Consider the following 25,628-nt stretch of genomic DNA (forward strand, 5'->3'; position numbering starts at 1 on the left):
TAAGCTACCCTAAAAAAATATTATAAGTTAGAAGCTACTAAAAAATCTTTTAATTCTTCTACGTTACTTATATTACTAAGTTTAAATGGGTAGTTGATTTTTCTAAGCATATTTGTTAGTACATTTCCTGCTCCTACTTCTACTATATGGGTGATATCTAGTGTGTTAAATAGCTCTAAAGTTTCACGCCATCTAACCCGTCCGCATATTTGAGAAATGAGATTTTGCTTAATTTCTACAGGATCGGTAACAGGTTTTGCCGTATAGTTTTGAATCACCGGAACTAGCGGCTTACTAATTGCTACTTTATCAAGAGCTACTTGCATCTTCTCTTCTGCCGGCTTCATTAAGCTACAGTGAAAGGGAGCACTTACCTTTAGCTTTATGGCTTTATAACCTGCTTCCTTAACTAAACTAATAGCATGATCGATTGCCTCCGCTTTACCGCTGATAACAATCTGTCCATCTATATTATCGTTGGCTATTTCACATTTGCTTTCTTTTACTATTGTCTCAAGTTTATCAATGGATATACCTATACAAGCGGCCATAGCTCCGATATTAGCAGGACAGGCTTCTTGCATGGAGCTGCTGCGTGTATGGAGTAATTTTGCAGTAGTCTCAACGCTGATACTTTCGGCAGCATATAAAGCGGAGTATTCGCCTAAAGAGTGACCAGCAACATAATCGCATAGCTGAGCTATATTTTTACCAGTTTCGGCTTTTATAGTATTGATTATTGACATAGATACAGCCATTAATGCCGGCTGTGCATTGGTAGTTAATGTTAGCTCTTCCGAAGTAGAGTTAAAAATTATATCGGTAAGTTTTCGTTTTAGTGCTTCATCGATTATTTGGAAAGTTTCTTTTGCAGGTTTAAAATTATCGTAAAAATCCTTGCCCATACCAATGGCTTGAGACCCTTGACCTGGAAAGATAAAGGCTGTTTTCATATATTATATTATTGTTTAGATTGAGTTTATTAATAAATGTTATGAATTTTTTCTGAAATAGTCAAATTATTTTAATACCTTAAGTGAACTTTTTCAATTATTGCGTTAGGGCATAAATTTCATGGAATTATTAACTATTAGTAGAAATATATAATTTGATTATTTTTAGCTTGATTATATAATGAATTCATCATAAGTAAATGGTCTTGTTTAATGTCATCCTGCGGAATGACACCAAACAGGCTTTTAGCCATATTATAAGACCTAAGTAAATAGAGAACTGAGTATGAAGTTAAGTAAGAAATTTTTAGAGTTTCTAATAAAGCTTCCTAAGGATTATGAAAAGTTTAAAGCTTATTTTGCAAAGGAAGAAGAAAATATTGAGTTTTTTAAAAATATCATTGATAAGAATCAGCTAATAGAAGAATTGAGATACTCAGAAGATTACAGCCAAATAAAAGAAAATGTTGAAAAAATAGAAGTATATTTATTAGGGCAATATCTTAATTACGGATGTAGTGGAGTATAAGTTTTTAACTAATTAATAACAGAGGTTCATATGAAGTTACAAAAGAAATTTGAGTTACTAAAGTCTACAGCTTTTGGTCAATGGCTTAATACATTTGAAAAACTTTTTTTACCAAAAGAACTAGAACAAGAGATAGAAAAAATTCAACCAGATGAGCTAAAAGAATATGATAAAAAGATTAATGAGCTTAAAGATGAAAGAATTAATCTTAGTTATGAGCTAATACCTACAAATGAGATAAACAAAGAAATTGCTAGATTAGAAAAAGAAGCAAAAAATATTCCTTGTAAAGCATTACTTATTCTATCAAACAATGTAAAAGAGGTTAATGATAATGTAGTGGCTATTGGTGGAGACGTACGAAGAGTAGAGAAGTATAAAGCAAATATTAATCTATCGTTTAATGAAATTTGTAACAAGCAAATGGAAGATTTTTATGAGCTTGTTACAAAACTTCCAGAAGATCATAAAGAATGGAATAATTATCTTCTGAAATTAGAAAAAGATAAAGGTTATAACCCAACTAAAGCTATTAAAGATGTAGTTGATATAAGTAAATTAGTCGAAAAATTTAAGCAATCTCCAAACAAAGAATATAATGATAATTTTAAACTAGTAGAAGAAAGAACAAATAAATTATTAGACTATATTGATCACTTACCTCAAGAAATGCCGCTTATTGGTCATGAAGAACCTCATATTATAGCACATATGTAATTAAATTAAGGTCATTACGTGTAATAGTTGAGATTTGATCTTACATTTAGTAAAATAAATTAATTATTAAATGGAGATAAGAAATGAACTTAAATCAAAAAATAATAAAGCCAAAATTAGGATTACTAGAACTCGCTAAGAGTCTTGGTAGCATATCATCAGCATGTAAAGCGATGGGCTATAGCAGAGATAGTTATTACAGATTTAAAGAACTGTATGAAACTGGTGGTGAAGAAGCGTTGTATGAAATTAGTCGAAGAAAGCCAATAATAGCCAATAGAGTTGATCCAGTGATAGAGAAGGCAGTAATGGATATGGCAATAGAATATCCAGCATATGGTCAGCTAAGAGTATCAAATGAGCTTAAGAAGAGCGGTATACTTGTATCACCTGGAGGAGTGAGATCAATTTGGTTACGTAATGATTTAAACAATATCAATAAAAGGCTTAAAGCATTAGAAGCAAGGATGGCTCAGGATGGTATTGTACTTACTGAATCTCAGTTACAAGTACTAGAGAAACGACGTAGCGAAAAAGAAGCCCATGGCGAGATTGAGACACAGCATCCAGGTTATCTAGGATGCCAAGATACATATTATGTAGGAAATTTTAAGGGTATAGGTAAGGTTTATTCTCAGGTATTTATTGATAGCTATAGCAGAGTAGCTGATGCTAAACTATATACTGATAAAACAGCTTTAACTGCTGCTGATATGCTTAATGACCGCGTGTTACCATGGTATGAAACTCAAGGCATACCAATACTTCGTATTCTGACAGATCGCGGGTCAGAATATAAGGGAAATATAGAGCATCATGCTTTTGAATTATTTCTAAGTATCGAAGGTATAGAACATACTATTACTAAAGCATATTCTCCTCAAACAAATGGTATGTGTGAACGTTTTAATAAAACTATGACACAAGAATTCTTTGATACAGCTATGCGGAAAAGGATCTACACTGATCTTGATGATTTACAATTAGATCTTGATATTTGGTTAGAGCATTTCAATAATGAGCGACCACATTCAGGAAAATATTGTTATGGTAAAACGCCTATGCAAACTTTTAAGGATAGTAAGAAATTAGCTATTGAAAAGAACAATGAAATCTTATATCTTGAATACTCATCTGACAGTCATAATTTATCAGATATTCAGATATAATTTTTATAGTGTCTGTAAGATCAAATCTTGACTTCTACACATTACGGGTGGTTTTTGGTATTACCAATGTGATCAATTTTTCCGTCATTACGAGGAGGTATTGCCTGCGTGGATCATTTTCCCCTTGTCATCTCGTGATTTATGAACTAGAGCCAGTTAGTATTTTTTATTATTTTCTGAATGCCTCAGGTACAAGCAACTAGATGACTACCTTAGGGTGTTTTCTGATCCACGCAGGCAATGCCCGCTTGCAATGACGCCTTAACGTCTACGCAATGCTGCACAAGAACGACATATAATCCATTATATTTGGCAACATTAATAAATATAAGTTGAAATTAAAATAAATTTTACTACTGTATGCATAGTTAATTAAAAACCTATAAATTATAATGTTTGGTCAATTAAATATTGTATATCCCTTATTAATAAGCATTTTTCTCTTTCTAGTCGTATTTGTTATTACTAAAATAATAAAATACGAAAAAAATTTAAATATAATTCAGCTTTATCTAGATAAGAAGTTTCTTCACAATAATTTAACTAGTAGCTTTAAAGCTCCGAAACCTCAAAATTATACTGAATTTTTTTAGAAAATATTAAAATATATTTTAAATTAGATGATATAAGAGTTATTTCACAAAAAGAGCTAGCAAGAGATGAAGAGCTAAAATTATTGTTTAAAGATAAACTAGAAGAACTTGCCATCAAGTTTTTATCAGAAGCTAAAAAAGATATAGCAGCACTGCATGAGATATTATGTGATGAAGATATAAATGGTAAAAAAGAGCATAGATTATATGTAGAAGTCAAGATTTGATCTTACAGACACTATAAAAATTATATCTGAATATCTGATAAATTATGACTGTCAGATGAGTATTCAAGATATAAGATTTCATTGTTCTTTTCAATAGCTAATTTCTTACTATCCTTAAAAGTTTGCATAGGCGTTTTACCATAACAATATTTTCCTGAATGTGGTCGCTCATTATTGAAATGCTCTAACCAAATATCAAGATCTAATTGTAAATCATCAAGATCAGTGTAGATCTTTTTCCGCATAGCTGTATCAAAGAATTCTTGTGTCATAGTTTTATTAAAACGTTCACACATACCATTTGTTTGAGGAGAATATGCTTTAGTAATAGTATGTTCTATACCTTCGATACTTAGAAATAATTCAAAAGCATGATGCTCTATATTTCCCTTATATTCTGACCCGCGATCTGTCAGAATACGAAGTATTGGTATGCCTTGAGTTTCATACCATGGTAACACGCGGTCATTAAGCATATCAGCAGCAGTTAAAGCTGTTTTATCAGTATATAGTTTAGCATCAGCTACTCTGCTATAGCTATCAATAAATACCTGAGAATAAACCTTACCTATACCCTTAAAATTTCCTACATAATATGTATCTTGGCATCCTAGATAACCTGGATGCTGTGTCTCAATCTCGCCATGGGCTTCTTTTTCGCTACGTCGTTTCTCTAGTACTTGTAACTGAGATTCAGTAAGTACAATACCATCCTGAGCCATCCTTGCTTCTAATGCTTTAAGCCTTTTATTGATATTGTTTAAATCATTACGTAACCAAATTGATCTCACTCCTCCAGGTGATACAAGTATACCGCTCTTCTTAAGCTCATTTGATACTCTTAGCTGACCATATGCTGGATATTCTATTGCCATATCCATTACTGCCTTCTCTATCGCTGGATCAACTCTATTGGCTATTATTGGCTTTCTTCGACTAATTTCATACAACGCTTCTTCACCTTCATACAGTTCTTTAAATCTGTAATAACTATCTCTGCTATAGCCCATCGCTTTACATGCTGATGATATGCTACCAAGACTCTTAGCGAGTTCTAGTAATCCTAATTTTGGCTTTATTATTTTTTGATTTAAGTTCATTTCTTATCTCCATTTAATAATTAATTTATTTTACTAAATGTAAGATCAAATCTCAACTATTGCAAATTATATGTATATATATTATCTGATCAAGCCAAAAAGCAAGATACCCAAAATCTTATTTATGTAAAATCTCCTTATAAATTTAGTAAAAATGAGCTTGAAACATTAGATATTTATGTCCATCTTGCTCAATTACTTAATACTATAATGCAAGAGTAGAGTAGGGGGGTTACCTACCATACAAACATTGATAGAATAGAAGAAAATAAGGATTTATTGATATCGGTTATCAATTCTTATGAAATTACCGAATTATCTATAGAGAAAATAAAAAAACTAAAAGTAGAAATAGAAGCTTAAGTCGCTCTAATCGTGTAACTACTTTTCATTAACTCTTTTTTTAACTATATTATAATTCTTCATTAGATAATTAAATTCTGCACCATAAATAAATATCATATTGATAATATAGAAAAATATCAATGTAACTATTATACTACCAAGAGATCCATACATTAAATTTAGCTGGTTATAGTAAACTATATAAGTTGAAAGTAAGTAACCGCTTATTACCCATAATATTACTGTTAATAAAGCTCCTGGAAATACATCTATGAAGTTTAGTTTTACATTAGGTAATATATAGTATAAAGAGGAGGCTCCTAAAAATAATAAAACTAAGATTAAAACATATCTTATAAAATTTAAAATATTTTTATATTGTTCTATAGCTTCTAATAATACTGGAATTTTTGTGAAAACTATTGGAATAAATACTAGAAGAAACATGGTGAAAGTAATTAAAATACTAATTACAAGGAATTGTAAAATACTAAGTAATCGTCTTCTTATATAAGGGGGAGGGGACTTAATCTCATATACACGATTTAGAATGGTTCTTAAGCATTCTACAAAGGAAGAGGCTGTCCAAACACTACCTACGACGGCAAGATTCATTAAACTTTGTGGCGGTACACTTAACAATTCTTTTATTCTTTTTTCAATTGATTCTGTTGCCCGCTCTGGCATACTTTCTAGAAAAATTTGTATAAAATTTTGTCCAAGTTCTGAAGCTCCTAAAAAGCTTGTTAAAGCTAGTAAAAATACTAAAAAAGGAAAAATAGATAAAAGTACCATAAATGACATATATCCGGAATGTTCGACTCCGTCATGCTCTATTGTTTTAAATAACGCAACATAAAGACAATTAAATATTTTTTTCATTAAATCAATTTCCAAAAATTAGTTAAAATGTTACTTGTATAAAGAAATATTTGAAATATTGCAAAGGAAATTAAATTTATTATTGCATTTATTTTATATTTTTCTATAATACCCCAGAACTTTATTTTTTTATTAAGTTACAATCTTATAAAGATTTAAATCTAAAAAAAACACATTTTATTTTATATATAATACTTCTATTACAAATTTAATATAATAATCTAGTATATTACTAGATATAAATTAAATTTGTCTTTAAATAAGAATATTTTTTATTTTACAAATATTTCAATAATATTAAAGTTTAGAATTAATTATTATTTACTAAATAATTACAAAAAACTTAAAAAATGTTATTTTTTAGTTGTATATGATATTGAAATGTGTTATTATTTCGACTAATAATTGTATAAGTTTAATATTTATATAATTATTAATAACTATAGTATAGTAGTTATTGGAATAATTATAAATATATAAAACAACCTAGGAGAAGAAAATGGCTAGAAAAAATGACATAATACAAAAAATCGATAGTTTTATAGGAAAGAAAATCTATTCTTTAAGGCTAGCAAAAGGATTATCTCGTCAACAACTTGCAGAGGTAATTGACGTTACCCATCAGCAATTACAAAAATACGAAAGAGCAATTAATAGAATTTCTGTAGGAAGACTTGTATTAATTGCTGAAGCATTAGATAGAAATATTGATTATTTCTTCGAAGGATTAGAAGAGGCAAATAAGCCACAACCTGTGCATACTCAACATCAACGTATGTGTATTGAAGTTTCAAGAAATTTTATGAAAATTCAAAGTACAGATGAGCAACAGGCTGTTAATAATCTAGTAAAATGTTTAGCTGGAAAAGATAAATTAAAAACCACTACCGCTACTAATAATAACGCATAAAAAATAAAAAAAGGATAAGTTTTAAAACTTATCCTTTTTTTATATTTCATACCCTCAAATTACTTCTACAGAATTCTATTTTATAATTTTCTCGCAATATAGATAGTGAGAAAAAACAGGTAAGGGCAGAGCGGATACAGTATTGCTTCCTAAAATAGATCAAAAATAACAGTAAACAAGTAGCTCTAAAATATCAGATTGATTTACCTTAATTACTACAGTCAGTATAAAAATAAATATGCATTCGTAGCTCAGCTGGATAGAGTATTGCCCTCCGAAGGCAAAGGTCGTTGGTTCAAATCCAATCGAATGCACCAAATTAAAACAGCTAGAATTATACTTTAAATTCAGGAAAAAATTGAAGTAATGAGTATATTATAGAGTATATTATAATGGATAAGAAAATTATGATAAAAGTATAAGGAACGATTGTTTGGTTTTTTGTAATGCGGCTTGAAGCTTTATTATTTTTTAAATCTTGTAATACAATAATACAAAAGTAAAAAAGAGTATATTATAGAGTATATTATAATGGATAAGAAAATTATGATAAAAGTATAAGGAACGATTGTTTGGTTTTTTGTAATGCGGCTTGAAGCTTTATTATTTTTTAAATCTTGTAATACAATAATACAAAAGTAAAAAATGGTTTATCATACTTATGGAACAAAAGAATTAGCTAAAGTTTCTATTTTCCATAATATAGATTATAGAACAATTAAATTTTATTCTCAAAGTGTTAATTTTATTTAATTATCTTACTTCTATCTTTAACTTAGAAGTAGCTCGATTATTCACTATCATACAAAATTTTTTTTAATGGAGCAGGATTATCATATGTAAATTAGTTGGCTGGGACGGGAGGATTCGAACCTCCGGATGACGATACCAAAAACCGTTGCCTTACCACTTGGCGACGTCCCAATGTATGAATTTTAGTATAATTAGTATAATTTTTACTTGATCCCGCGGACAAGCCACGGGATGACACCAATGTTTAAGTTGACGCCCATGCATATTAAACAATATGTGACACATTTATAGACTTTATACCAATAAATAGCAGAAACGTCAATTACAATAATGCCTATAAAAATAAATTTATTTCATTATCAAGCCACTCTTTAGCAGTTGGTGATAATAAATGATGAATTTGTGTTTTAATTTTTTGATAGTAATGCCTTATATAGCTTATTTCATCATTATTAAGTAGCTTAACATCAATTAGTTCTTTAGCGTAAGGCACTAAACTTAGAGCTTCAAATTCCAGCCAGCCATTATTTTCTTTTACATATATTAAATTTTCAATCCTAATACCATATTCCCCAGGAATATAAAACCCTGGTTCGTTAGATAAAATCATACCAGCTTGCAAAATCGTTTTATTACGGAGATTTATACTTTGCGGTCCTTCATGAACGCTTAAGAAGCTTCCAACACCATGCCCTGTGCCATGAGGATAATCTAGCGAATCTTGCCATAAACATTGCCGTGCTAAGATATCAAGATTTGCTCCCGTAATGATATTTTTAGGAAATTTGGCTTTAGCTAGAGCAATATGCCCTTTAAGCACCTGTGTATAACGCTTTTTCTGCTCATCAGTAGCGATGCCTATCGTAATTGTTCTTGTTATATCAGAAGTAGCACCCTTATATTGACCGCCTGAATCGATAAGTAATATCCCCTGCCCCTCAATCTTCTTAGCGGTTTTAGCATCAGCCCTATAATGAATGATTGCACTATTTTCCCTAAAGCCACAAATAGCCGGAAAGCTATCTGAAACATAACACTCCTGTTTAGCTCTATATTCGGTAAGTTTTAGACCAAGGTTATATTCATTTAATATTTTGTCATTGCGAGCAGTCGTAGACTGCGTGGCAATCTCCTCATATTTTCCTGAGATTGCTTCGTCAACGCTTTGCATCTTCTCGCAATGACGAGTACTTTCCTCCAAATCAGCAAAAAATTCACATAAAGCTACTGCATCTTTGATATGAAAATTTATTGCATGCTTAATTTCTATTTCGTTTTTACAAGCTTTAAGCATTAAACACGGATCTTTAGTTTTATGGACTTTTTTACCCTCTATCAAATCCATTATATGAATAGATGCTATGCTATCATCGATAAAAATATTATCCTGGTCCCTTAAGATGTTCTCAAATTCTTCTTCAGGTAAAATCATTATTTCAGGACGCTCTTTAATAATTTCAGCGTTAATTCTTGTAGGGTCAATAAACAAATATAACTTTTCAGGATTGATTATCACTTTAGCGAACATTAAAGGCGTATAAGCAACATCACTAGCCCGCATATTTAATAACCAACATATAGAAGAGCTATCTAAGATAATTAAAGAATATTTTTCGGTGTCCATTTTTCTGGATTTAGTTTCCAAACTACGGAATGACATGTTACGGCATTTATCAATCTTCTCTATATGTGAGACACCTGCAAACTGGATATCATGTAAGTAAACTTGAGAATTTGGTTCAAATGGTTGATCTTGCCAAATTTTATCAATTAGATTACCATTAACTTTTTGTAATGTTAGGTTTAAATTTGCTATAGCGGGATAAGTAAATAATTCCGTATCATACCCTGCTCTACTTAAATAACTTTCCCAAGCAAATTTAGATACATCTTTTAAGTCAAAAATCTTAAAAAGCTGCGGGGCAAGTTCTTTACGTGCTTGTTCTAAATATCGACCATCAGTAAAGAATAGCACTATATCTTTGCATATGACAGCTATACCATTCGAGCCAGTAAAACCTGTAATATACTCAAGTCTCTTAGCATATTCAGGTACGTACTCGCTCATATATTTATCATTAGACGGAACTATATATCCATCTATGCCTTGCTCTTCAAATAAACATCTTAGCGAATTAATACGTTCTTTTACCATAAACTTTTTTTATTGCCCACCATCATTGCCAACTGTGTAAGCATACTGTATTTGATAGAATATTAAAACTAATAAATAAGAAAGTAATAAGATAAGTAGTAGAGAAATATGGAAGCGGGGCGTGGATCAGTTCCCCCTGTCATGCTGTGGCGGCATTGTTGTGTAGATCAAAAAATGCCCTAAGGTAGTCATACCGTGGCTTGCTAACTAGATCCAGAAAATAATAAAAAATACTAATATTATTAGTATTTTTAACTGGATCCCGTGAATAAATCACGGGATGACAGAGACGAAACTGATTCACGTGGGCAATGCCATTACGGGGTGATAAAGGAAAAATTGAGAATTAAAGCCGTAGCAGTCAAAGACCGCTTGGCAATAGATAGGATTGGATTAGAAATTTACTCGTACTTTTAAACTACCTGAATGTGCTTCATACTTCTTAGCAAAAGTAGCAGTATAATTAACGCCATATTCCATCATATTGTGTTTTAATGAAATACCAACACCTAAATTATAATCTACTTTATTACTTTTAAAGTTAATTGTTGGTAAAGTCTCATCTATACCTTGCAACTGAGCATTAACACTAGGAGTTTTATTTTTCAGAGAATAATTAACAAAGCTATATAATTCAGGTGTTATAGTTAACTTACCTTGATTTATATTCTTAAATGTTCTAACTCCTAATATGCTGCTTAACTTATTGTAATGTTTCTTCGCAACATTTAAATTTTGAAAATTAGTCCCAGTTTCTTTATATCCAGAATCTTTAATTAAAGAACCTGTCATACCTAAACTTGGCGTAATATAGATGTCATTACTTGTATGATAATTATATCCTAAAGACACGCTACCGCTATATAAATGTGATTTATATTTGCTTGATGCTACTTCATTACCATTACGTACATTTTTACCTCTTATAACACTTTCTGCATAAGATATAGTACCATCTACAAACCAATTATAATTTGGTATATTATATGAACCATATAATGAGAACATATTAGTTCTAACTTTGTCTAAATTACCTGAATTTTGATTTTGCGGCTTTATGCTTGTGTAAGCGTTAGTATACGCTAAACCAAGAAGTAGATTATCGCTTACTAAGGTATCAACACCTATAGTATTACTATGTCCTTTTGTTTTATATCCACTAAAATATTCTGCTTCCTTATTATTTGCCTTATCTTTGCTGTGGCTAATTGATGCCCTAGCCCATACACCATGTTGCCATGTATCACCAGCAACATCATCATCACCTGCTGCTACTATTAAAGGTCCATTACTTAACCTGCTATGTATCGCACTCATTGCAGAATTATGAGTATCTGTTAATGCATGTCTTAATGCTGCACGTATAATTTCGCTATTTCGCTCTTTTGGGCGATCGATTAACTTAGAAAAAGCTTCTTTTAATTGTTGCTCCTCAAATTCATCAAGACTATCACCAAATTTTTCTGCTTCACTACCTGGTAATGCTTTTCTTAATTGCTCGGCAAATTTTTTATCTTTATCCGAATTAAAAACGTATTCTTCATTTTCATCTTCAAAATACTCTCTATTTTCTTGAGTAGCATGCTCTCTATTCTCTTGAGTAACGATACCTGCGTGTTTGTTACGAAGTGCTTGAGCATCTTTTATATTAGAAAGTAATGCTCTTGCTGATTCTAATGTCAACTCATCACCATTCATCTCTGCTAAAACTACAAGATCTTCAGCAGTAAATGCTCCACAAGAAGTACCATCACTTTGTTGACGTATTTGTAAGTCATGTATTGGTATATCACCCAATTCACCCCTTATTAGTTCTATTATTTTACTTAGTAAAGGTGTAGGATTATATGGATTACCTGTAGGATCGTTGTGATATAACTTAGCATTTCCTGATTTATCTCTACGTATTACTGCCGCAGTCCAATGTCCATCCTCACCCTCATTTCCATAAAAATTAGGTATTAGCAATTTTACATTCTGAATTGGAGTACCTAGATTTACTATCTCTTCAACATCATTAATAAAAAGCTGAGCCATAGTATTTATACAATCCTTATCAGTGTTTAATGGAATTGGTTGTACGAAATATATATTTGGATTATTGCCCATATGATTCTCTACCACATTACGAATATCATCACCAGTATATGATTGGTTAGGATCAACTACGTTGGTAGATAAAGGTCCAGAAAATGACATGCTACTAGTTAGTAACATTAAAGCAAGAGTACAGCGATTTAACTTATTAAACATATTAATTTCCCCAATAATTGATTTATTTTTAGTTTGATGAGTATCATATACATATTTTATTTTTTCGTCAATCAAAATTATTAATATGTTAATATTTTAAACCTTATTATTATTCTAATGTAAGATTTGACTATTGAAGAAAAAAGAAAGTTTTTAAATTTTGTATTTAAATACCTAAACTTGAGGGGATAAAATCCTTATTATAACTTGGCTTTTTCGTTTGATAAGCTACAAAAAATAGCCGATTATACGGAATGGCTCCCCGGGCCGGACTCGAACCAGCGACCGAACGGTTAACAGCCGTTTGCTCTACCACTGAGCTACCGAGGAACATTAGAAGCATCTGGAAAATTCAGATAATTCCTTATAACAAATCTTTTTGTTAACGTCTAGCCTTTTCTTTCAATAAAATAAAAAAAGTTATAAAAATACGGCTAGACATATTTTAATTTAACCTAACTATGGTTTTGCTCATTTTTACTTTTGCATAATTTTTTTAGCTTTAGAAGCATCTTTCGGATGAGCAGTTTTCGATTTTGGAGCTTGCTTAGCTTTCTCTACCGCTTTTAACTTTGTTGGCTTTAAAACTTCTTTTTTTAAATGCTTAATTGCTTTTAAATCTTCTTCATTTAAATCTAATAAATTTGGTTTTTCTTTAGGTTTAGCTTTTTCTTTAGCTGGTGCTTTAACTTTTTTTGTCTCAACTTCTTTTGAAAAATCTATTAAATCTTTTTCACTATTAACTTCTTCATTTAAGCTTTTTATTGTTTTTATTAAGTGTTTTTTTGCACTAGGTCTAATCCCTAGAGTTTCTAGAATTTTGTTTAAAGTAGAACTAACTTTGTCTCGTAATTTAAATTTTTTTCCTCCTATTTTCCCTTCTTCACCTTTAAGAATTTTTTCAAAGTAATTAGGTTGTTCTTTCATTAATGATTTTAATTCTTGCTCTTTTACTTCAAAATAAGGATAAGTATATTTTTTAGAAATTACATTGGTTAATTTTATTTCAAGACCATACTCTTTTAAAGATTTTTGTCTTTTTAGCATCACATCTAATAAGCTATCTTTAACCTGCTGCGGGGTTATTTTTTCAGATTTTTTAAATAGTTCTGGCATAGCCTGCTTAGCAAAATCTGCTATTGCTTTGTCGCTATAATATTTAGTTAGCTCATCAAAACTTTCATTAATAGTTTTGGCTAAATTGATTTTGGAAGCCGCAATTAAACTATCACCAAGTTCAGGACTTCTTCTTAATTTAGATGGAAATTCTCTAAAGTGATTAGTAGGACCAAAGCCAGGCAAATGCCTCATTCTTGAATGAGAATAAATTTGATTTGTTAATTTATCAAAACTACCAGCAAAATCAATTCTTACTAATTTAGGTAAAATTTTTGGATTTTTCTCATCTCTAATAACTCCTATATTTCCGACATGTATATCAAAATCACCAATTAACAAACTTGTCGGCATGATATTTTCAAAATTTTGATATTTAACTTCTTTAAAAGCATTTTCTAAAGTTCTAAATAGTTTATTTCGAGCTCCCATAAATAGTGGTCTGCCCCCATCTTTTCTAAACCAAGAACTTGGTTTAGTTTCAGCAGACATATGTTTATCCATATCCACATACATATCACTACTGTAATTCTTAAAGAATTCAGATCTAACATATATTTGCGAATCACTATTTTTAGATTTGCTAAAACCATCTGGAGCAATTAAACTAACTTCAGCACCATTACCAGGGCTTATTGCTGCAAAAAATTTAGACCCTAAAAATTCAGCTATATTTTTTGATGATGAAGCTTCTTGTTTTATCATTGCAGTAATGTTACCATCCACACTTTGATATACTCCACCGTACTCTCCTGCTTCATTAGCCCCACCACTTTTAGGCTTTAAAAATTTCCAATCTTTAAAAGCTGATTTTTTATCTAAACTTAATTCAGGCTCTAAAGTTTCAACTCTATTTTTTAGTAATGGTTTATTGCTTGTAGCCATTTTTACCTCTCTAAAAATAATTTATTTTTTCAAATATACCACAGATACTTCAAAAGTTGGTAAGTCAAATAAGCGGTGAGTCTGCGGAACGTAGATAAACTACGTGAGCAAAGACGAATCCCACAATTTGGCTAGCCAAATCTTGAAGTATCAAAGGTATAGTTCAGCCGCTTCAAGAGCTGCATAAGTAAATATACCGCTTGCCCCTGCTCTCTTAAAACTAATTAGTGATTCAAATAAACTTTTTTCCCACTCTAAAACTCCGGCATTTGCTGCAAGTTTTAGCATGGCATATTCTCCACTAACTTGATATGCAAAAATTTTAGTGTTAAAGTTATTAGCCGCTTCACGAATAACATCCAAAAACGGCATCCCAGGTTTAACCATAACCATATCTGCTCCCTCTGCTATATCATGTTCGATCTCAAGCATTGCCTCTTTGATATTACGCACATCCATTTGATAGCTTGACTTATCTAAATAAGTTTTTTTATTACTTTTAACTGCATCACGAAACGGACCGTAAAAACTAGAGGCATATTTAGCGGCATAAGCAAGTATTCCTACATTAGTAAAATGCTCTTTATCAAGGTATTCTCTTATAGCCATAATCCTGCCGTCCATCATGTCAGAAGGAGCGACAATATCAACACCAGCTTTTGCAAGAGTTAAAGCTTGGTTGCATAAGGCTTTTACTGATCTATCATTATCCACTTCACCGTTATGTATTACACCGTCATGTCCGTGCGTAGTATAAGGATCAAGTGCTATATCACATATTATACCTATATCAATATCGGCATTTTTAATATTTCTTATAGTACGACACATTAAATTATCTAAATTATAAGCTTCATCACCATTCTCGCTTTTTAAACTTTGATCAATACATGGAAATAAAGCAATAGCTTTAATACCGAGATCAACTGCTTTTCTTGCCGTTTCTATTGCCTGATCTATAGACAAGCGATATATATCTGGTAAAGTTTTAATTTCTTGCCTTTGATTATGTCCTTCCACAACAAATAGCGGTAATACCAAATCCTCTACTCTAAGGGTAGTTTCAGCAACTAAATCACGAAGCCAAGCAGCTTTTCTGTTTCTTCTAGGTCTAATAAGTGGGTACATATAAATTCTCTTGATTATTCAACATTCCTATTTTATCAACTTTACATATTGATTAATATCTAATATTATTTAATTTCATTAACCTATAAACATACTATAGCATGATAAAAAAATTATAATTTTCTTAGTGGTAGTAAATATTATATTACCTGCAAATGCAAATAATATAAATAAAAAAGAAGAAAACTTATATAACTTTAAAGATTTATCAATAATAATGATGCCTTCTTATGATAAATACTCAGAGTTATGGAATCCAGCTTTTGAAATCTTTTTTAAATATTGGTCTAGCTTAAATAATAAATATAGTTATGCACCTATTTATTTAATGAGTAATGAAGAAAAATTTGATCATCCAAGAGTGACTAACATTTTAGTTGGAGACGCAGATAAAGGCTGGTCAAGTAATTTTTTAAAAGCACTTGAAAGTGTTAAAACAAAATATGTGGTTATTGTATTAGATGATTATATACTAAATGCTCCAGTAAACGAAAAAAGGTTAGCTCAAATATTAAATTTAATGAGAAAAACTAATGCTGCTTATACAGAAATCGCATTAGATCCTAGCATAAATGATGGACCTCCTGTTCAAGGAATTGATAATGTACATATTAGAGAGCGTTTTGGACCATATAGAACTTCATTACAAGCCTGCATATGGGAAGTAAATACTTTAATAATGGCTTCTAAAACCAGGAGAAAATATATGGGATTTTGAAGGACCAGGTAGTATTAGAAGCTCAGGAGTAACAAAACCTTTTTATTTAGTAGCTAAAGATCCAGTATTTACCTATCTAAATGCTGCTAATTTAGGACATTACTTAAAAAGCGTTGTTAATTATATCAATGAACAAGGAATTAAATTTAACCCTACTAAATTACCTATAGATGAAAATAGGTAGCAAAATCATTTATAATAACTTTATATCTTATAGTAAAAATATCGCACCACAAAAAGAAATTTTTATATTTTGATAAAATAGATTTGAAAACTATAAACTATTAGTAGTTATATTTTAATATGGTTAAATTTATTTAGGATATTTATTATGAGTATAATACAAGATATAACAAACATATTTAAAACAAAACCTAAAAAGGAACAAGATACAGCAGCTGTAGATAGACAAGAAAAACAAGATGCTCTACATAAGGCTTTTAGTGATATTCGAGAACAGAGATTACATGGTATAATTTCTACACTTAAGGAATTATCAATGGATGAAGAGGTAAAAGCTAATTTAAAGCAAACTAGACACCATAAAGAATTTGAAGAAAAAGTAGCTGATATTATTAAAATTTATAATGGTGAATCAACACAAGATCATCATATAAAAGGACAAAAAGGATTGACAACCTTACCAATGGTAGAAGCAAAGCTAAAAGAATTAGATAAATGGTGCGAAGAACCTACAACAACAGATAAAACTCTTCTTTGGAAAAATATTGGTAATGTTATAAAACATAGTTTAAAAGCTATCAAAAATATAGGCAATAAAGAATATAATGATGAAATTAACAAAGTGCATTACTATATGAAAGCAGTAAAAGATGCTAAACAAAATACCAAGGAAGCTAAAGAAGAAGAACGAGGTGCTACCAAACCTTTAACAGCTAAATCTACAACAAAAAAACTTCTAGAAAGTAAGCTCCAACCTAAAAAAACTAAGTCTAAAAGCAAAACTAAACAAAGAGGTTAGTAAAAACTTTTTGGGTCGATATCTATTTTTATATGACAAAAGGATGGAATTTTAATCAGTTCTAACCAAAATTTTAAATATTTTTGCAAATTAAATTTTTTATCAGCAATAATAAGTATTCGAAAACGATATTTACCAGCAAGTTTTGACATTAACGAGCTTGCTGGTCCCAAAATTTTCACCTGTGCTTCTGGAGCAATTCGTACCATATTCTTAGCAACTTCTAAAATTTTATGCTCATTTGTGCCGGATAAAATTACTGATGCCATTTTCGAGAATGGCGGCATATCGGCAGCTTTTCGTACTTCTAACTCATTGACAAAGAAGTTATCTTCCCGCTCATCTTTAATATAGCTAAAAATAATATTATCAGGATAATAGCTTTGTAAATATACCATACCTTTAGAGTTTCCACGCCCTGCTCTACCACCTACTTGATGAAGCAACTGAAAAGCCCTCTCACTTGATCTAAGATCAGCATGATTACTTCCAAGATCGGCATCGACTACCCCAACTAAAGTAAGATTTGGAAAATGATAACCTTTTGTTATCATTTGTGTTCCTATTAATATATCAATTTCTAGATTTTCCATTTGATGTAGAAGCTGAGCTATCTTTTCTGGATTTTTAACATGATCCTTACTTATCACAGCAATTTTACTATTTGGAAAAAGCGTTTTTGCCTCTTCTTCTATCCGTTCTATTCCAGGACCACAAATAGCTAGCGATTCATCTTCTAAGCATTCAGGACAAGAATCAAAAATCTTACTTTGATAACCACAATGATGACATTCAAGCTTTTTAGAAGCTTTATGCACTACCATCCAACTAGAACAATATTTACAAGTAAATCTATGACCGCAAGATTTACATAGCATTAGAGGGGCATAGCCTCTTCTATTAAGGAATAAAAGCGTTTGCTCTTTGTTTTCTAGATTCTTTTTGATGGCTTTTATTAAAATATTAGACAAGTAACAATTTTTAGGTAGCTCCTCTTTTGTCATGTCAATCATTTCAATATTCGGTAAAACAGCGTTTTTATATCTACTACTTAAATTAATTAAACTATATTTTCCTATATTTGCGTTATACATTGTCTCAATAGAGGGCGTTGCCGAGCATAAAACTATTTGTGCTTTATCAAACGTACTTCTAACTATAGCAGTATCTCTTGCATTATATAACACACCATCATCTTGTTTATAAGAATCGTCATGCTCTTCATCAATAACTATTAATCCAAGGTTTTTAAAAGGCAAAAATAAGCTGCTGCGAGCTCCAATGACTATTTTAACCTTATTATCTAATATACCTCTTAAAATCATTTTCTTTTGAGCTTTTGTAACACTAGAATTCCATATTATAGGATCAAACCCAAAACGCTCCTTAAAACGATTAATAATTTGCGTGCTTAGTGCTATTTCTGGAAGCATTACAAGTGCTTGCTTACCTTTCGCTAAATATTCTGCTATGAGATGAAAATAAACTTCTGTTTTACCTGAACCAGTAACACCTTTAATAAGGGTTGGTTTATTACTATTGTTTAACATTTGTAATGCCTGTTTCTGCTCTTCTGATAAATCAGGCAACGTAAAATTATTATTTATTTTCTGTTCTTTAACTTTAATTGGCTTTTCACCTATATCTACCGGTAGTACTAATTTAGCTATACTACCAAGCTCAGCCATGTAGTAATTACTCATCCATTTAATTAAGTCTAAAACTTCTGAAGTTATAGTTAAATTTAGCGGTATTTTTTCTTTTATAGTTTTTAGCTTCTTTACTTCAGGAACATTAGCAAATTCCCACACTATGCCGGTTAATTCCTTATTTCTAAAAGGCACTATAACAAAATCACCAATATTTAAAGATAAATCTTCAGGGATTAAGTAATCTAGAGGGAATAATTTTATCGTCGGTAATAACATCTTCGCTATTTGCATATATAATTTGTTTTATATAATTTTTTTTATTATATACTAAACTAATAAATTATAAAAACATCGATGAAAAAAATTATCATAGCAATTTCTGGAGCTTCAGGGGCAATATATGGTATTCGTTTACTTGAAGTATTAAAAGAACAGAATATAGAGACTCATCTAGTTATTTCAGATGGAGCTGCTCTTACTATAAAAGCTGAAACTGAATATTCTATAGAAAAAGTAAAAGCTCTTGCAAATCATCATTATAGTAATAAAGATATAGGAGCTGCTATTGCAAGCGGTTCGTTTAAAACTTTTGGCATGATAATAGCCCCTTGTAGTATGAGAACTTTAGCTAGCATCGCTCATGCTATGGAAGATAATTTAATTACCAGAGCAGCAGGAGTAGTATTAAAGGATAAAAGAAAACTTGTTTTAATGACTCGTGAAACTCCTTTACATACAGGACATATAGAAAATATGCTGAAAGTAACAAATTATGGCGGAATTATAGCACCACCAATGCCAGCTTTTTATAGCAAACCTAAACAAATAGATGATATAGTAAACCACTCTATTGCTAGAGTTTTAGACCTTTTTGATATCGAAACTAATCTGATTAAAAGATGGAGTGGTTTGTAAATAATAAAAAATCAACTTTTTGCAGGAATGACATAGAATTCCTAATACAGGATAACAATTTCTTATAACAATTCAAATACTAAAAAAATAACAATGGCACGTAATAAAGCAAATAACGATAAAAATATAGCTAACGATGAAGCAAATACTGTATTAGCAAGAGTTTTACCTTCAAATACTCAAGCAGAACAGATGCTTATTGGGGCAATTTTAACTAATAATGAATTGCTAAATTATGTATCAGAATTTTTACGCAGTGAACATTTTTTTGAACCTATTCACCAAAAAATTTATAACGTAATTGAAGTAATTACCGAGAAAGGTTTAATAGCTACCCCTATAACATTACGTAGTATGCTAGCAAATGATGAACTTTTTGCTGAAATGGAAGGAGCTGAATATTTAGCAAAACTAGTCACTATGTCAATGATGGTAATTAATCCTATCGATTATGGTAAAATAATCTATGATTTAGCGATAAAACGTTATTTGATAAATATTGGTGAAGAAGTAGTAAATGATGCTTATAATTCTTCGTTAGAGTTTGAAGCAAAAGAACAAATTGAACGAGCCGAATCTAAGCTTTATGATTTAGCTAGCGAAGGGATAAACGAAAAAAGCTTTACCAAAATTGCTATACCTATTTCAGAGTCGATTGCTAGTATAAACAGAGCAATGAAAAATAATGATCACGTGATAGGTATATCTACCGGCTTAATCGATTTAGATAATAAACTATTTGGTTTTCATAATTCTGATCTTGTAATTCTTGCAGGACGTCCTGCTATGGGTAAAACAGCATTTGCTTTAAATTTAGCCTTAAATGCTTGCAATAATATGCTTATTAAAAATAAGCGTGATAATCAAGAAGTGCAATCTGTGGGATTTTTCTCTTTAGAGATGTCCTCCGAGCAGCTTACAACACGTTTGCTTTCAATGAGTGCAGGAATTGACTCTACTACTCTTCGTACAGGAATGATTAATGAAGCAAACTATAATCGTCTTCGCAAAGAAGCCATAGCTTTATCAGAATTATCATTTTTTATTGACGATACTCCTGCTTTAACTATTTCAGCTATAAGAACACGTGCTAGAAGAATGAAACGCAAGCATAATCTAGGTATATTATTTGTCGATTATTTACAATTAATTAGAGGTGTAAGTAAATCTGATAATAGGGTTAATGAAGTTTCAGAAATCACCCAAGGTTTAAAAGCCATAGCCAAAGAATTAAATATTCCTGTCATTGCATTATCTCAGCTATCAAGAGCCGTAGAGCTTCGTGAGGATAAAAGACCTATGCTATCCGATCTTAGAGAATCAGGAAGTATTGAACAAGACGCTGATATAGTTATGTTTATTTACCGAGAAGAATATTATCTAAGCAGAAAAGAGCCCGCAGCAAGCGACCCTAAACATGCCGAAAAATATGCTGAATGGCAAGATAATATGAGTAAAGCACATAATATTACCGATATTATAATTGCAAAACATCGTAGCGGTCCTGTTGGAAATGTTCAGCTATTCTACGATAGTCAATATTCTAAATTTATTAATCTAGAAACAAAATATCCAGTGCATCCGAGATAATAGCTGCTGCACAAAACCTAGGACCATCTAGTGCCTGACCGAGCTATATATTATATGTAGCAAAAAGCAATAAGGTTTAGGCATTAAATTTACGAGCGAGGTTGCGGAGCGTATATTAAATACTTGAGCACAATCGAGACTCGCAAAATTTTATGTATCAACATAGTAAATAAAGAGCAAGTATACTTTTATAAAATACCGATAATCGTATTAGTAAGTTCATATCCTATAATAAATATTCCGATAATTACTGATACAACAATTAAATATTTCTTTTTTAGTTCAGGATAATAAAAATTTTTTATTTTTGCTTTATATAATAAGTAAGCAGGCAATAAAATTGCTATTATTACCAGTATCATACCGGCAAATCCTAAAACTGTAATAAAAGCATTAGGAATTAGTATTGTTACAATATAAGCTGGTAATATAGTAGTAGTAGAAGCTATTATATCACGAATTATTGAATTACACTGTAGGTTTGAAAAACTTACTTTTAGAGAATCACATAGACCTACACCTACACCAATTACTGAGGTAGCTATAGCCAAAGTAGAAATTATCCACACTAGCAATTGTACGGACTGCCATTTTGCTATACTGCTTAATTCTTTAACTAACTCTCCTACTTCAACATTGCCTACAACCATCTGTTGATAAAATACCGGATTTTCATGATGTATTACAGTAAGAACGCTGGATGTCCAAATTATATATACTATTGCTGGAATTAAAGTACCAAATAAGAATGCTAATTTTAATGTTTTAGCATTTTTGTTACAGTAATTAGTTAAAGTATGAAAAATTACTTGGAAACCAAAAGAAGTAAAAACTACAGGTATTATTTCACTCCATACTAATATTTCTTTATATCTTGATGAAAATAATGGTAAATTGTACCATTTAATCATAGCAATAAGTCCTATAATTAAAATTGCTATTACTATAAGTATCCCAATAAATAACAAACGATTTATATAATCTATTAACTTTAACGGTAGCAATAATACTAAAATAGATATAACGGCATACCATGCTCCTATATAAGTTATACTTATATCTAAGGATAATAAGTTTTGTATTATTGACGAACCTCCATATATAAAAACTGCCAGTAAAGCGTATGAAAGAATTTTAAGATTCACCATACCGATAATTTCAGCAATACGTCCTGAAAAATATCTTCCAAGTCTTCCTAGTGCTAAACCTTTACCGGCTTGAAGGTTAAGTTCTAAATTAATTAAAGAAGTATAATACATTAGAAACCAAATTATAAACATTAGTATTATACTAGGTATTAAACCTATTTTTGCTAATACCATAGGCAGGGCTATCATACCGCTACCTATACAAGTACCAGCAATTAATAAAATTGAACCGATAAGTTTTTCCATATTTTTAATTTTTTAAAATTAACTTTAAAAGGTTTATAATTAAGAAGAATTCTATATAGACTAGTTAAAATTTAGAAGCAATAATATTTGCAAGGATAATAATGAGAAAAATAAAAAATTTTCATGAATGGCTTCCATAGTACTAAAACAGGCGAGGACTGCGTGACAACCTCATGAATGACGATTTATGAAGACTAACTACGTATGACTCCTTTTTTTATCACTATTTTTGGTTTAGGTTTTGCTTTTACCTTATTGTTGGAAGCAAGGGTGACTTTAGGTTTGGTAGATACTACGCTAAAGTGCTGATCTAACAACCCGATCATTTTCTGATCACGAGATGCAGCACTTCTACCACCTGTTACAACTGCAATTAATGATTTACCATTTCTTGAAGCAGTAGTAACTAAATTATATCCTGCCGGAGTATGAAAACCTGTTTTCATACCTTCAGCTCCTGCATAATTTTTAGTAATCTTATTATGACCATTTATTATATTACCACGAAATACAAAACTAGTTTTAGAAAATAACGGATAATATTTAGGAAATTTCTGTTTAATCGCTAAAGTAAGCTTAGCCATGTCTCGTGCTGTAGTCTGCTGTAACGGGTCATGCCAACCTGAAGCATTTTTAAAATAAGTATTTTTCATTCCAAGCTGCTTGGCTTTAATATTCATTAAGTGAGAAAAATCTTTTTCAGAAGGTCTAATATTTTCAGCAACCGTAACAGCAGCATCATTTGCTGATTTAACAATTAGCATATTGATTGCTTCTCTAGTTGTTATAGTATCCCCAGCCTTTAAACCAATTTTACAGGGAGGCATTTTTGCTGCTTTTGCCGATACAAGAAGCTTTTTATCTAAAGATAATTTACCTAATTCAATTAACTCAAACATTATATATAAAGTCATTAACTTAGTTAAAGAGGCGGGATAAATTCGGATTTGAGAATTATGAGCGTGCAAAACTTTACCGCTTTTAGCATCAATTACTAAACTAGTTTGAACGGGAATAGGAACTTTAGGAGAATTTTTTACAGCCTTTTTTGCTTCACTTACTTGGGTAAATAAAGAAATGATAACAAAAATGTAAGGCAATAAAATTTTTCTAAACATCTTATGTAGATAAAATATTATTCAAGTTTGGTCAAGATGAAACTATAGTGTATGACACTATAATTTCATCCATGCGGAAGCAGGGATCTAGCACTTCTCATTGTCATTCCGTGGGCTTGTCCACGGGATCTTGTATCATGTTCCGTGTCCTGAGATCCCGCGATCAAGTCGCGGGATAACAAATTTTTCTTACAATGACGCCAAAACTTACTATACATTAACCTTTTTATTAAGATACATTAATATAAATAAAGCAGGCAAGGCTAAAATGATAGTGAAGATGAAAAAGCCATTCCAGCCTAACATATTTACAAGTTTACCGGCATAAATAGTGACAGTATTGTTACATAAACTGCTCGCAGAGGTAAAAAGTGCATATTGCGTTGCTGAGTATTTTTTATTACATAAATAGCTTATATATCCAACTAAAGCAGTAGTACCCATAGCAGCAGCAAAATTTTCTATAGTAATGGTAATTAATAAGGCTTCAAAAGAAGGAGGCTGACTATTGAGCCAAATAAACGCAAAATGCGTTAAACTTTGGATGATACCGGTAATAATTAAACCTTTAAAATTATTAAACCTATACATTACTATACCACCAATAAAGCCACCAACTAAGGTTGCAATTAAGCCATATAGCTTAACAATTACTGCTATTTCTGATTTACTATAACCAAGTTCTATATAAAAAGGCGATGCAATAGATAAAAGCATCGAATCACCAAGTTTAAAAAATATTACAGCAAACAAAATAGTTATAGCAAATTCTCTTTTAAAAAAATCTTTAAAAGGGCTAATTACTGTATGAATCCAAGAAGCAATAGAAATAAAACTTATTTTCTCTCTTGCTAATTCTTTTTCCTTTACTGTTATTATAAAAATCGTAGAAACAGCAAATATTATACCTATGATAAAGAAAGTTAATTGCCAGTTATCATCAGTTATTTCAGCAAAATATAAAGCCCAGCCGCCAGTAATTAGCATACCAATCCTATAAACCAAATACCGCTGTTGCACTGGCTATACTTTGCTTTTCTTCTTCAAACTTATCGATACGAAGAGCATCAACAGCAATATCAAATGTACTTGATAAAAATCCTAAAGCTATAGTTAGAAAATATAAAGCAGTTAAAGAAGTGGCAGGGTTTTCTCTTCCCATAACTATTAATACCAAAGCCATCAAACTACTACATAATATAAGCCAACCTTTTCTATGTCCCCATCTACTTAAAAAAGGCACTTTAAAACTATCAATCAACGGAGACCAAAATACTTTTAGCGAATAAGATAGTTTTGCTATTCCAAAAGTAGTAATAACTGCAATATCTATACCCGACTCTTTTAGCCAAACAGAAATAGTAGAAAAAATTATAGCCAGCGGCATCCCGCTAACTATTCCTAAGATTAATATCTCAAATAAGCGATAGTCTTTAAATATTTTTGTGATAAGCATGTTAATTTTTCCGATTATCATCCCGTGGCTTGCTCACAACACGACATTTTCCTATCCATGCAACAAAGCTTACACGAGAACAAAACTA

General features: G+C 30.9%; 18 protein-coding genes, 3 tRNA genes and 2 pseudogenes. 10 read left to right on the forward strand and 13 right to left on the reverse strand.

The window, feature by feature from the left end; all coding sequences use genetic code 11:
* Positions 1-20 precede the first annotated feature (20 nt).
* Entirely contained in the window at positions 21-953 is a 933-nt protein-coding gene (gene fabD, locus ACICQC_RS04715) for an ACP S-malonyltransferase (RefSeq protein WP_395477574.1), read from the reverse strand.
* Between the two features lie 286 nt (positions 954-1,239).
* Here fabD and ACICQC_RS04720 point away from each other — a divergent pair, with 286 nt between their 5' ends.
* The 4 genes from ACICQC_RS04720 to ACICQC_RS04735 all read left to right on the forward strand — a co-directional run bounded on the left by ACICQC_RS04720 (position 1,240) and on the right by ACICQC_RS04735 (position 4,188).
* Positions 1,240-1,482 (forward strand): hypothetical protein, encoded by a 243-nt coding sequence (locus tag ACICQC_RS04720; RefSeq protein ID WP_395477575.1) that lies wholly within the window; start codon positions 1,240-1,242, stop codon positions 1,480-1,482.
* Positions 1,483-1,512: 30 nt separating this feature from the next.
* Positions 1,513-2,199 (forward strand): hypothetical protein, encoded by a 687-nt coding sequence (locus ACICQC_RS04725; protein ID WP_395477576.1) that lies wholly within the window; start codon positions 1,513-1,515, stop codon positions 2,197-2,199.
* A gap of 83 nt (positions 2,200-2,282) precedes the next feature.
* Complete coding sequence (locus ACICQC_RS04730; RefSeq protein WP_395476848.1) at positions 2,283-3,368, forward strand: IS481 family transposase; 1,086 nt, start codon at positions 2,283-2,285, stop codon at positions 3,366-3,368.
* A 676-nt stretch (positions 3,369-4,044) separates the two neighbouring features.
* Positions 4,045-4,188: a hypothetical protein gene (locus ACICQC_RS04735; protein WP_395477577.1), complete on the forward strand. Its 144-nt coding sequence runs from the start codon at positions 4,045-4,047 to the stop codon at positions 4,186-4,188.
* A gap of 20 nt (positions 4,189-4,208) precedes the next feature.
* Here the strand turns inward: ACICQC_RS04735 and ACICQC_RS04740 are convergent, their stop codons facing one another.
* Together ACICQC_RS04740 and ACICQC_RS04745 are read right to left on the reverse strand one after the other, a co-directional pair.
* Positions 4,209-5,288, reverse strand: a complete 1,080-nt coding sequence (locus ACICQC_RS04740) for an IS481 family transposase (protein ID WP_395477578.1) — start codon at positions 5,286-5,288, stop codon at positions 4,209-4,211.
* 381 nt (positions 5,289-5,669) lie between these two features.
* The gene (locus tag ACICQC_RS04745) at positions 5,670-6,515 is read right to left on the reverse strand and encodes a YihY/virulence factor BrkB family protein (protein ID WP_395477579.1); all 846 of its coding nucleotides are present in this window, start codon (positions 6,513-6,515) and stop codon (positions 5,670-5,672) included.
* Between the two features lie 499 nt (positions 6,516-7,014).
* Here ACICQC_RS04745 and ACICQC_RS04750 point away from each other — a divergent pair, with 499 nt between their 5' ends.
* Positions 7,015-7,425 (forward strand): helix-turn-helix domain-containing protein, encoded by a 411-nt coding sequence (locus ACICQC_RS04750; protein ID WP_395477580.1) that lies wholly within the window; start codon positions 7,015-7,017, stop codon positions 7,423-7,425.
* Positions 7,426-7,665: 240 nt separating this feature from the next.
* Positions 7,666-7,742: transfer RNA gene (locus ACICQC_RS04755), tRNA-Arg, on the forward strand.
* A gap of 532 nt (positions 7,743-8,274) precedes the next feature.
* On the opposite strand, the gene ACICQC_RS04760 is transcribed toward ACICQC_RS04755, so the two are convergent.
* The 6 genes from ACICQC_RS04760 to hemB form a co-directional block, all read right to left on the reverse strand.
* Positions 8,275-8,349: transfer RNA gene (locus tag ACICQC_RS04760), tRNA-Gln, on the reverse strand.
* 163 nt (positions 8,350-8,512) lie between these two features.
* Positions 8,513-10,333 carry an aminopeptidase P family protein gene (locus ACICQC_RS04765; protein WP_395477581.1) on the reverse strand — a complete coding sequence of 607 codons (1,821 nt, stop codon included), beginning with the start codon at positions 10,331-10,333 and terminating at the stop codon, positions 8,513-8,515.
* Positions 10,334-10,726: 393 nt separating this feature from the next.
* Positions 10,727-12,586 carry an autotransporter outer membrane beta-barrel domain-containing protein gene (locus ACICQC_RS04770; RefSeq protein ID WP_395477582.1) on the reverse strand — a complete coding sequence of 620 codons (1,860 nt, stop codon included), beginning with the start codon at positions 12,584-12,586 and terminating at the stop codon, positions 10,727-10,729.
* A gap of 255 nt (positions 12,587-12,841) precedes the next feature.
* A tRNA-Asn gene (locus ACICQC_RS04775) sits at positions 12,842-12,916 on the reverse strand.
* Between the two features lie 147 nt (positions 12,917-13,063).
* Positions 13,064-14,587 (reverse strand): hypothetical protein, encoded by a 1,524-nt coding sequence (locus ACICQC_RS04780; protein ID WP_395477583.1) that lies wholly within the window; start codon positions 14,585-14,587, stop codon positions 13,064-13,066.
* 150 nt (positions 14,588-14,737) lie between these two features.
* Complete coding sequence (hemB, locus tag ACICQC_RS04785) at positions 14,738-15,715, reverse strand: porphobilinogen synthase (protein WP_395477584.1); 978 nt, start codon at positions 15,713-15,715, stop codon at positions 14,738-14,740.
* A 127-nt stretch (positions 15,716-15,842) separates the two neighbouring features.
* On the opposite strand from hemB, the gene ACICQC_RS04790 reads away from it, so the two are divergent.
* Positions 15,843-16,433: a hypothetical protein gene (locus tag ACICQC_RS04790; RefSeq protein WP_395477585.1), complete on the forward strand. Its 591-nt coding sequence runs from the start codon at positions 15,843-15,845 to the stop codon at positions 16,431-16,433.
* A 331-nt stretch (positions 16,434-16,764) separates the two neighbouring features.
* Entirely contained in the window at positions 16,765-17,415 is a 651-nt protein-coding gene (locus ACICQC_RS04795; protein ID WP_395477586.1) for a hypothetical protein, read from the forward strand.
* Here ACICQC_RS04795 and ACICQC_RS04800 read toward each other — a convergent pair.
* Positions 17,412-19,358, reverse strand: coding sequence for a primosomal protein N' (locus ACICQC_RS04800; RefSeq protein WP_395477587.1), 1,947 nt, complete (start codon positions 19,356-19,358; stop codon positions 17,412-17,414). The genes ACICQC_RS04795 and ACICQC_RS04800 overlap by 4 nt on opposite strands.
* Before the next feature lie 63 nt (positions 19,359-19,421).
* Here ACICQC_RS04800 and ACICQC_RS04805 point away from each other — a divergent pair, with 63 nt between their 5' ends.
* Together ACICQC_RS04805 and ACICQC_RS04810 are read left to right on the forward strand one after the other, a co-directional pair.
* Complete coding sequence (locus tag ACICQC_RS04805; protein ID WP_395477588.1) at positions 19,422-19,982, forward strand: UbiX family flavin prenyltransferase; 561 nt, start codon at positions 19,422-19,424, stop codon at positions 19,980-19,982.
* 93 nt (positions 19,983-20,075) lie between these two features.
* Positions 20,076-21,572 (forward strand): replicative DNA helicase, encoded by a 1,497-nt coding sequence (locus ACICQC_RS04810; protein WP_395477589.1) that lies wholly within the window; start codon positions 20,076-20,078, stop codon positions 21,570-21,572.
* Positions 21,573-21,859: 287 nt separating this feature from the next.
* Here the strand turns inward: ACICQC_RS04810 and ACICQC_RS04815 are convergent.
* The 3 genes and pseudogenes from ACICQC_RS04815 to ACICQC_RS04825 all read right to left on the reverse strand — a co-directional run.
* Positions 21,860-22,966: pseudogene (locus ACICQC_RS04815) on the reverse strand (amino acid permease); the annotation flags it as partial.
* Between the two features lie 194 nt (positions 22,967-23,160).
* Positions 23,161-24,084, reverse strand: coding sequence for a D-alanyl-D-alanine carboxypeptidase family protein (locus tag ACICQC_RS04820; protein ID WP_395477590.1), 924 nt, complete (start codon positions 24,082-24,084; stop codon positions 23,161-23,163).
* Between the two features lie 210 nt (positions 24,085-24,294).
* A pseudogene (locus ACICQC_RS04825) lies at positions 24,295-25,540 on the reverse strand (AmpG family muropeptide MFS transporter).
* Between the last annotated feature and the right edge of the window lie 88 nt (positions 25,541-25,628).

The organism is Rickettsia endosymbiont of Pantilius tunicatus, from assembly GCF_964291875.1.
Lineage (GTDB): Bacteria > Pseudomonadota > Alphaproteobacteria > Rickettsiales > Rickettsiaceae > Rickettsia.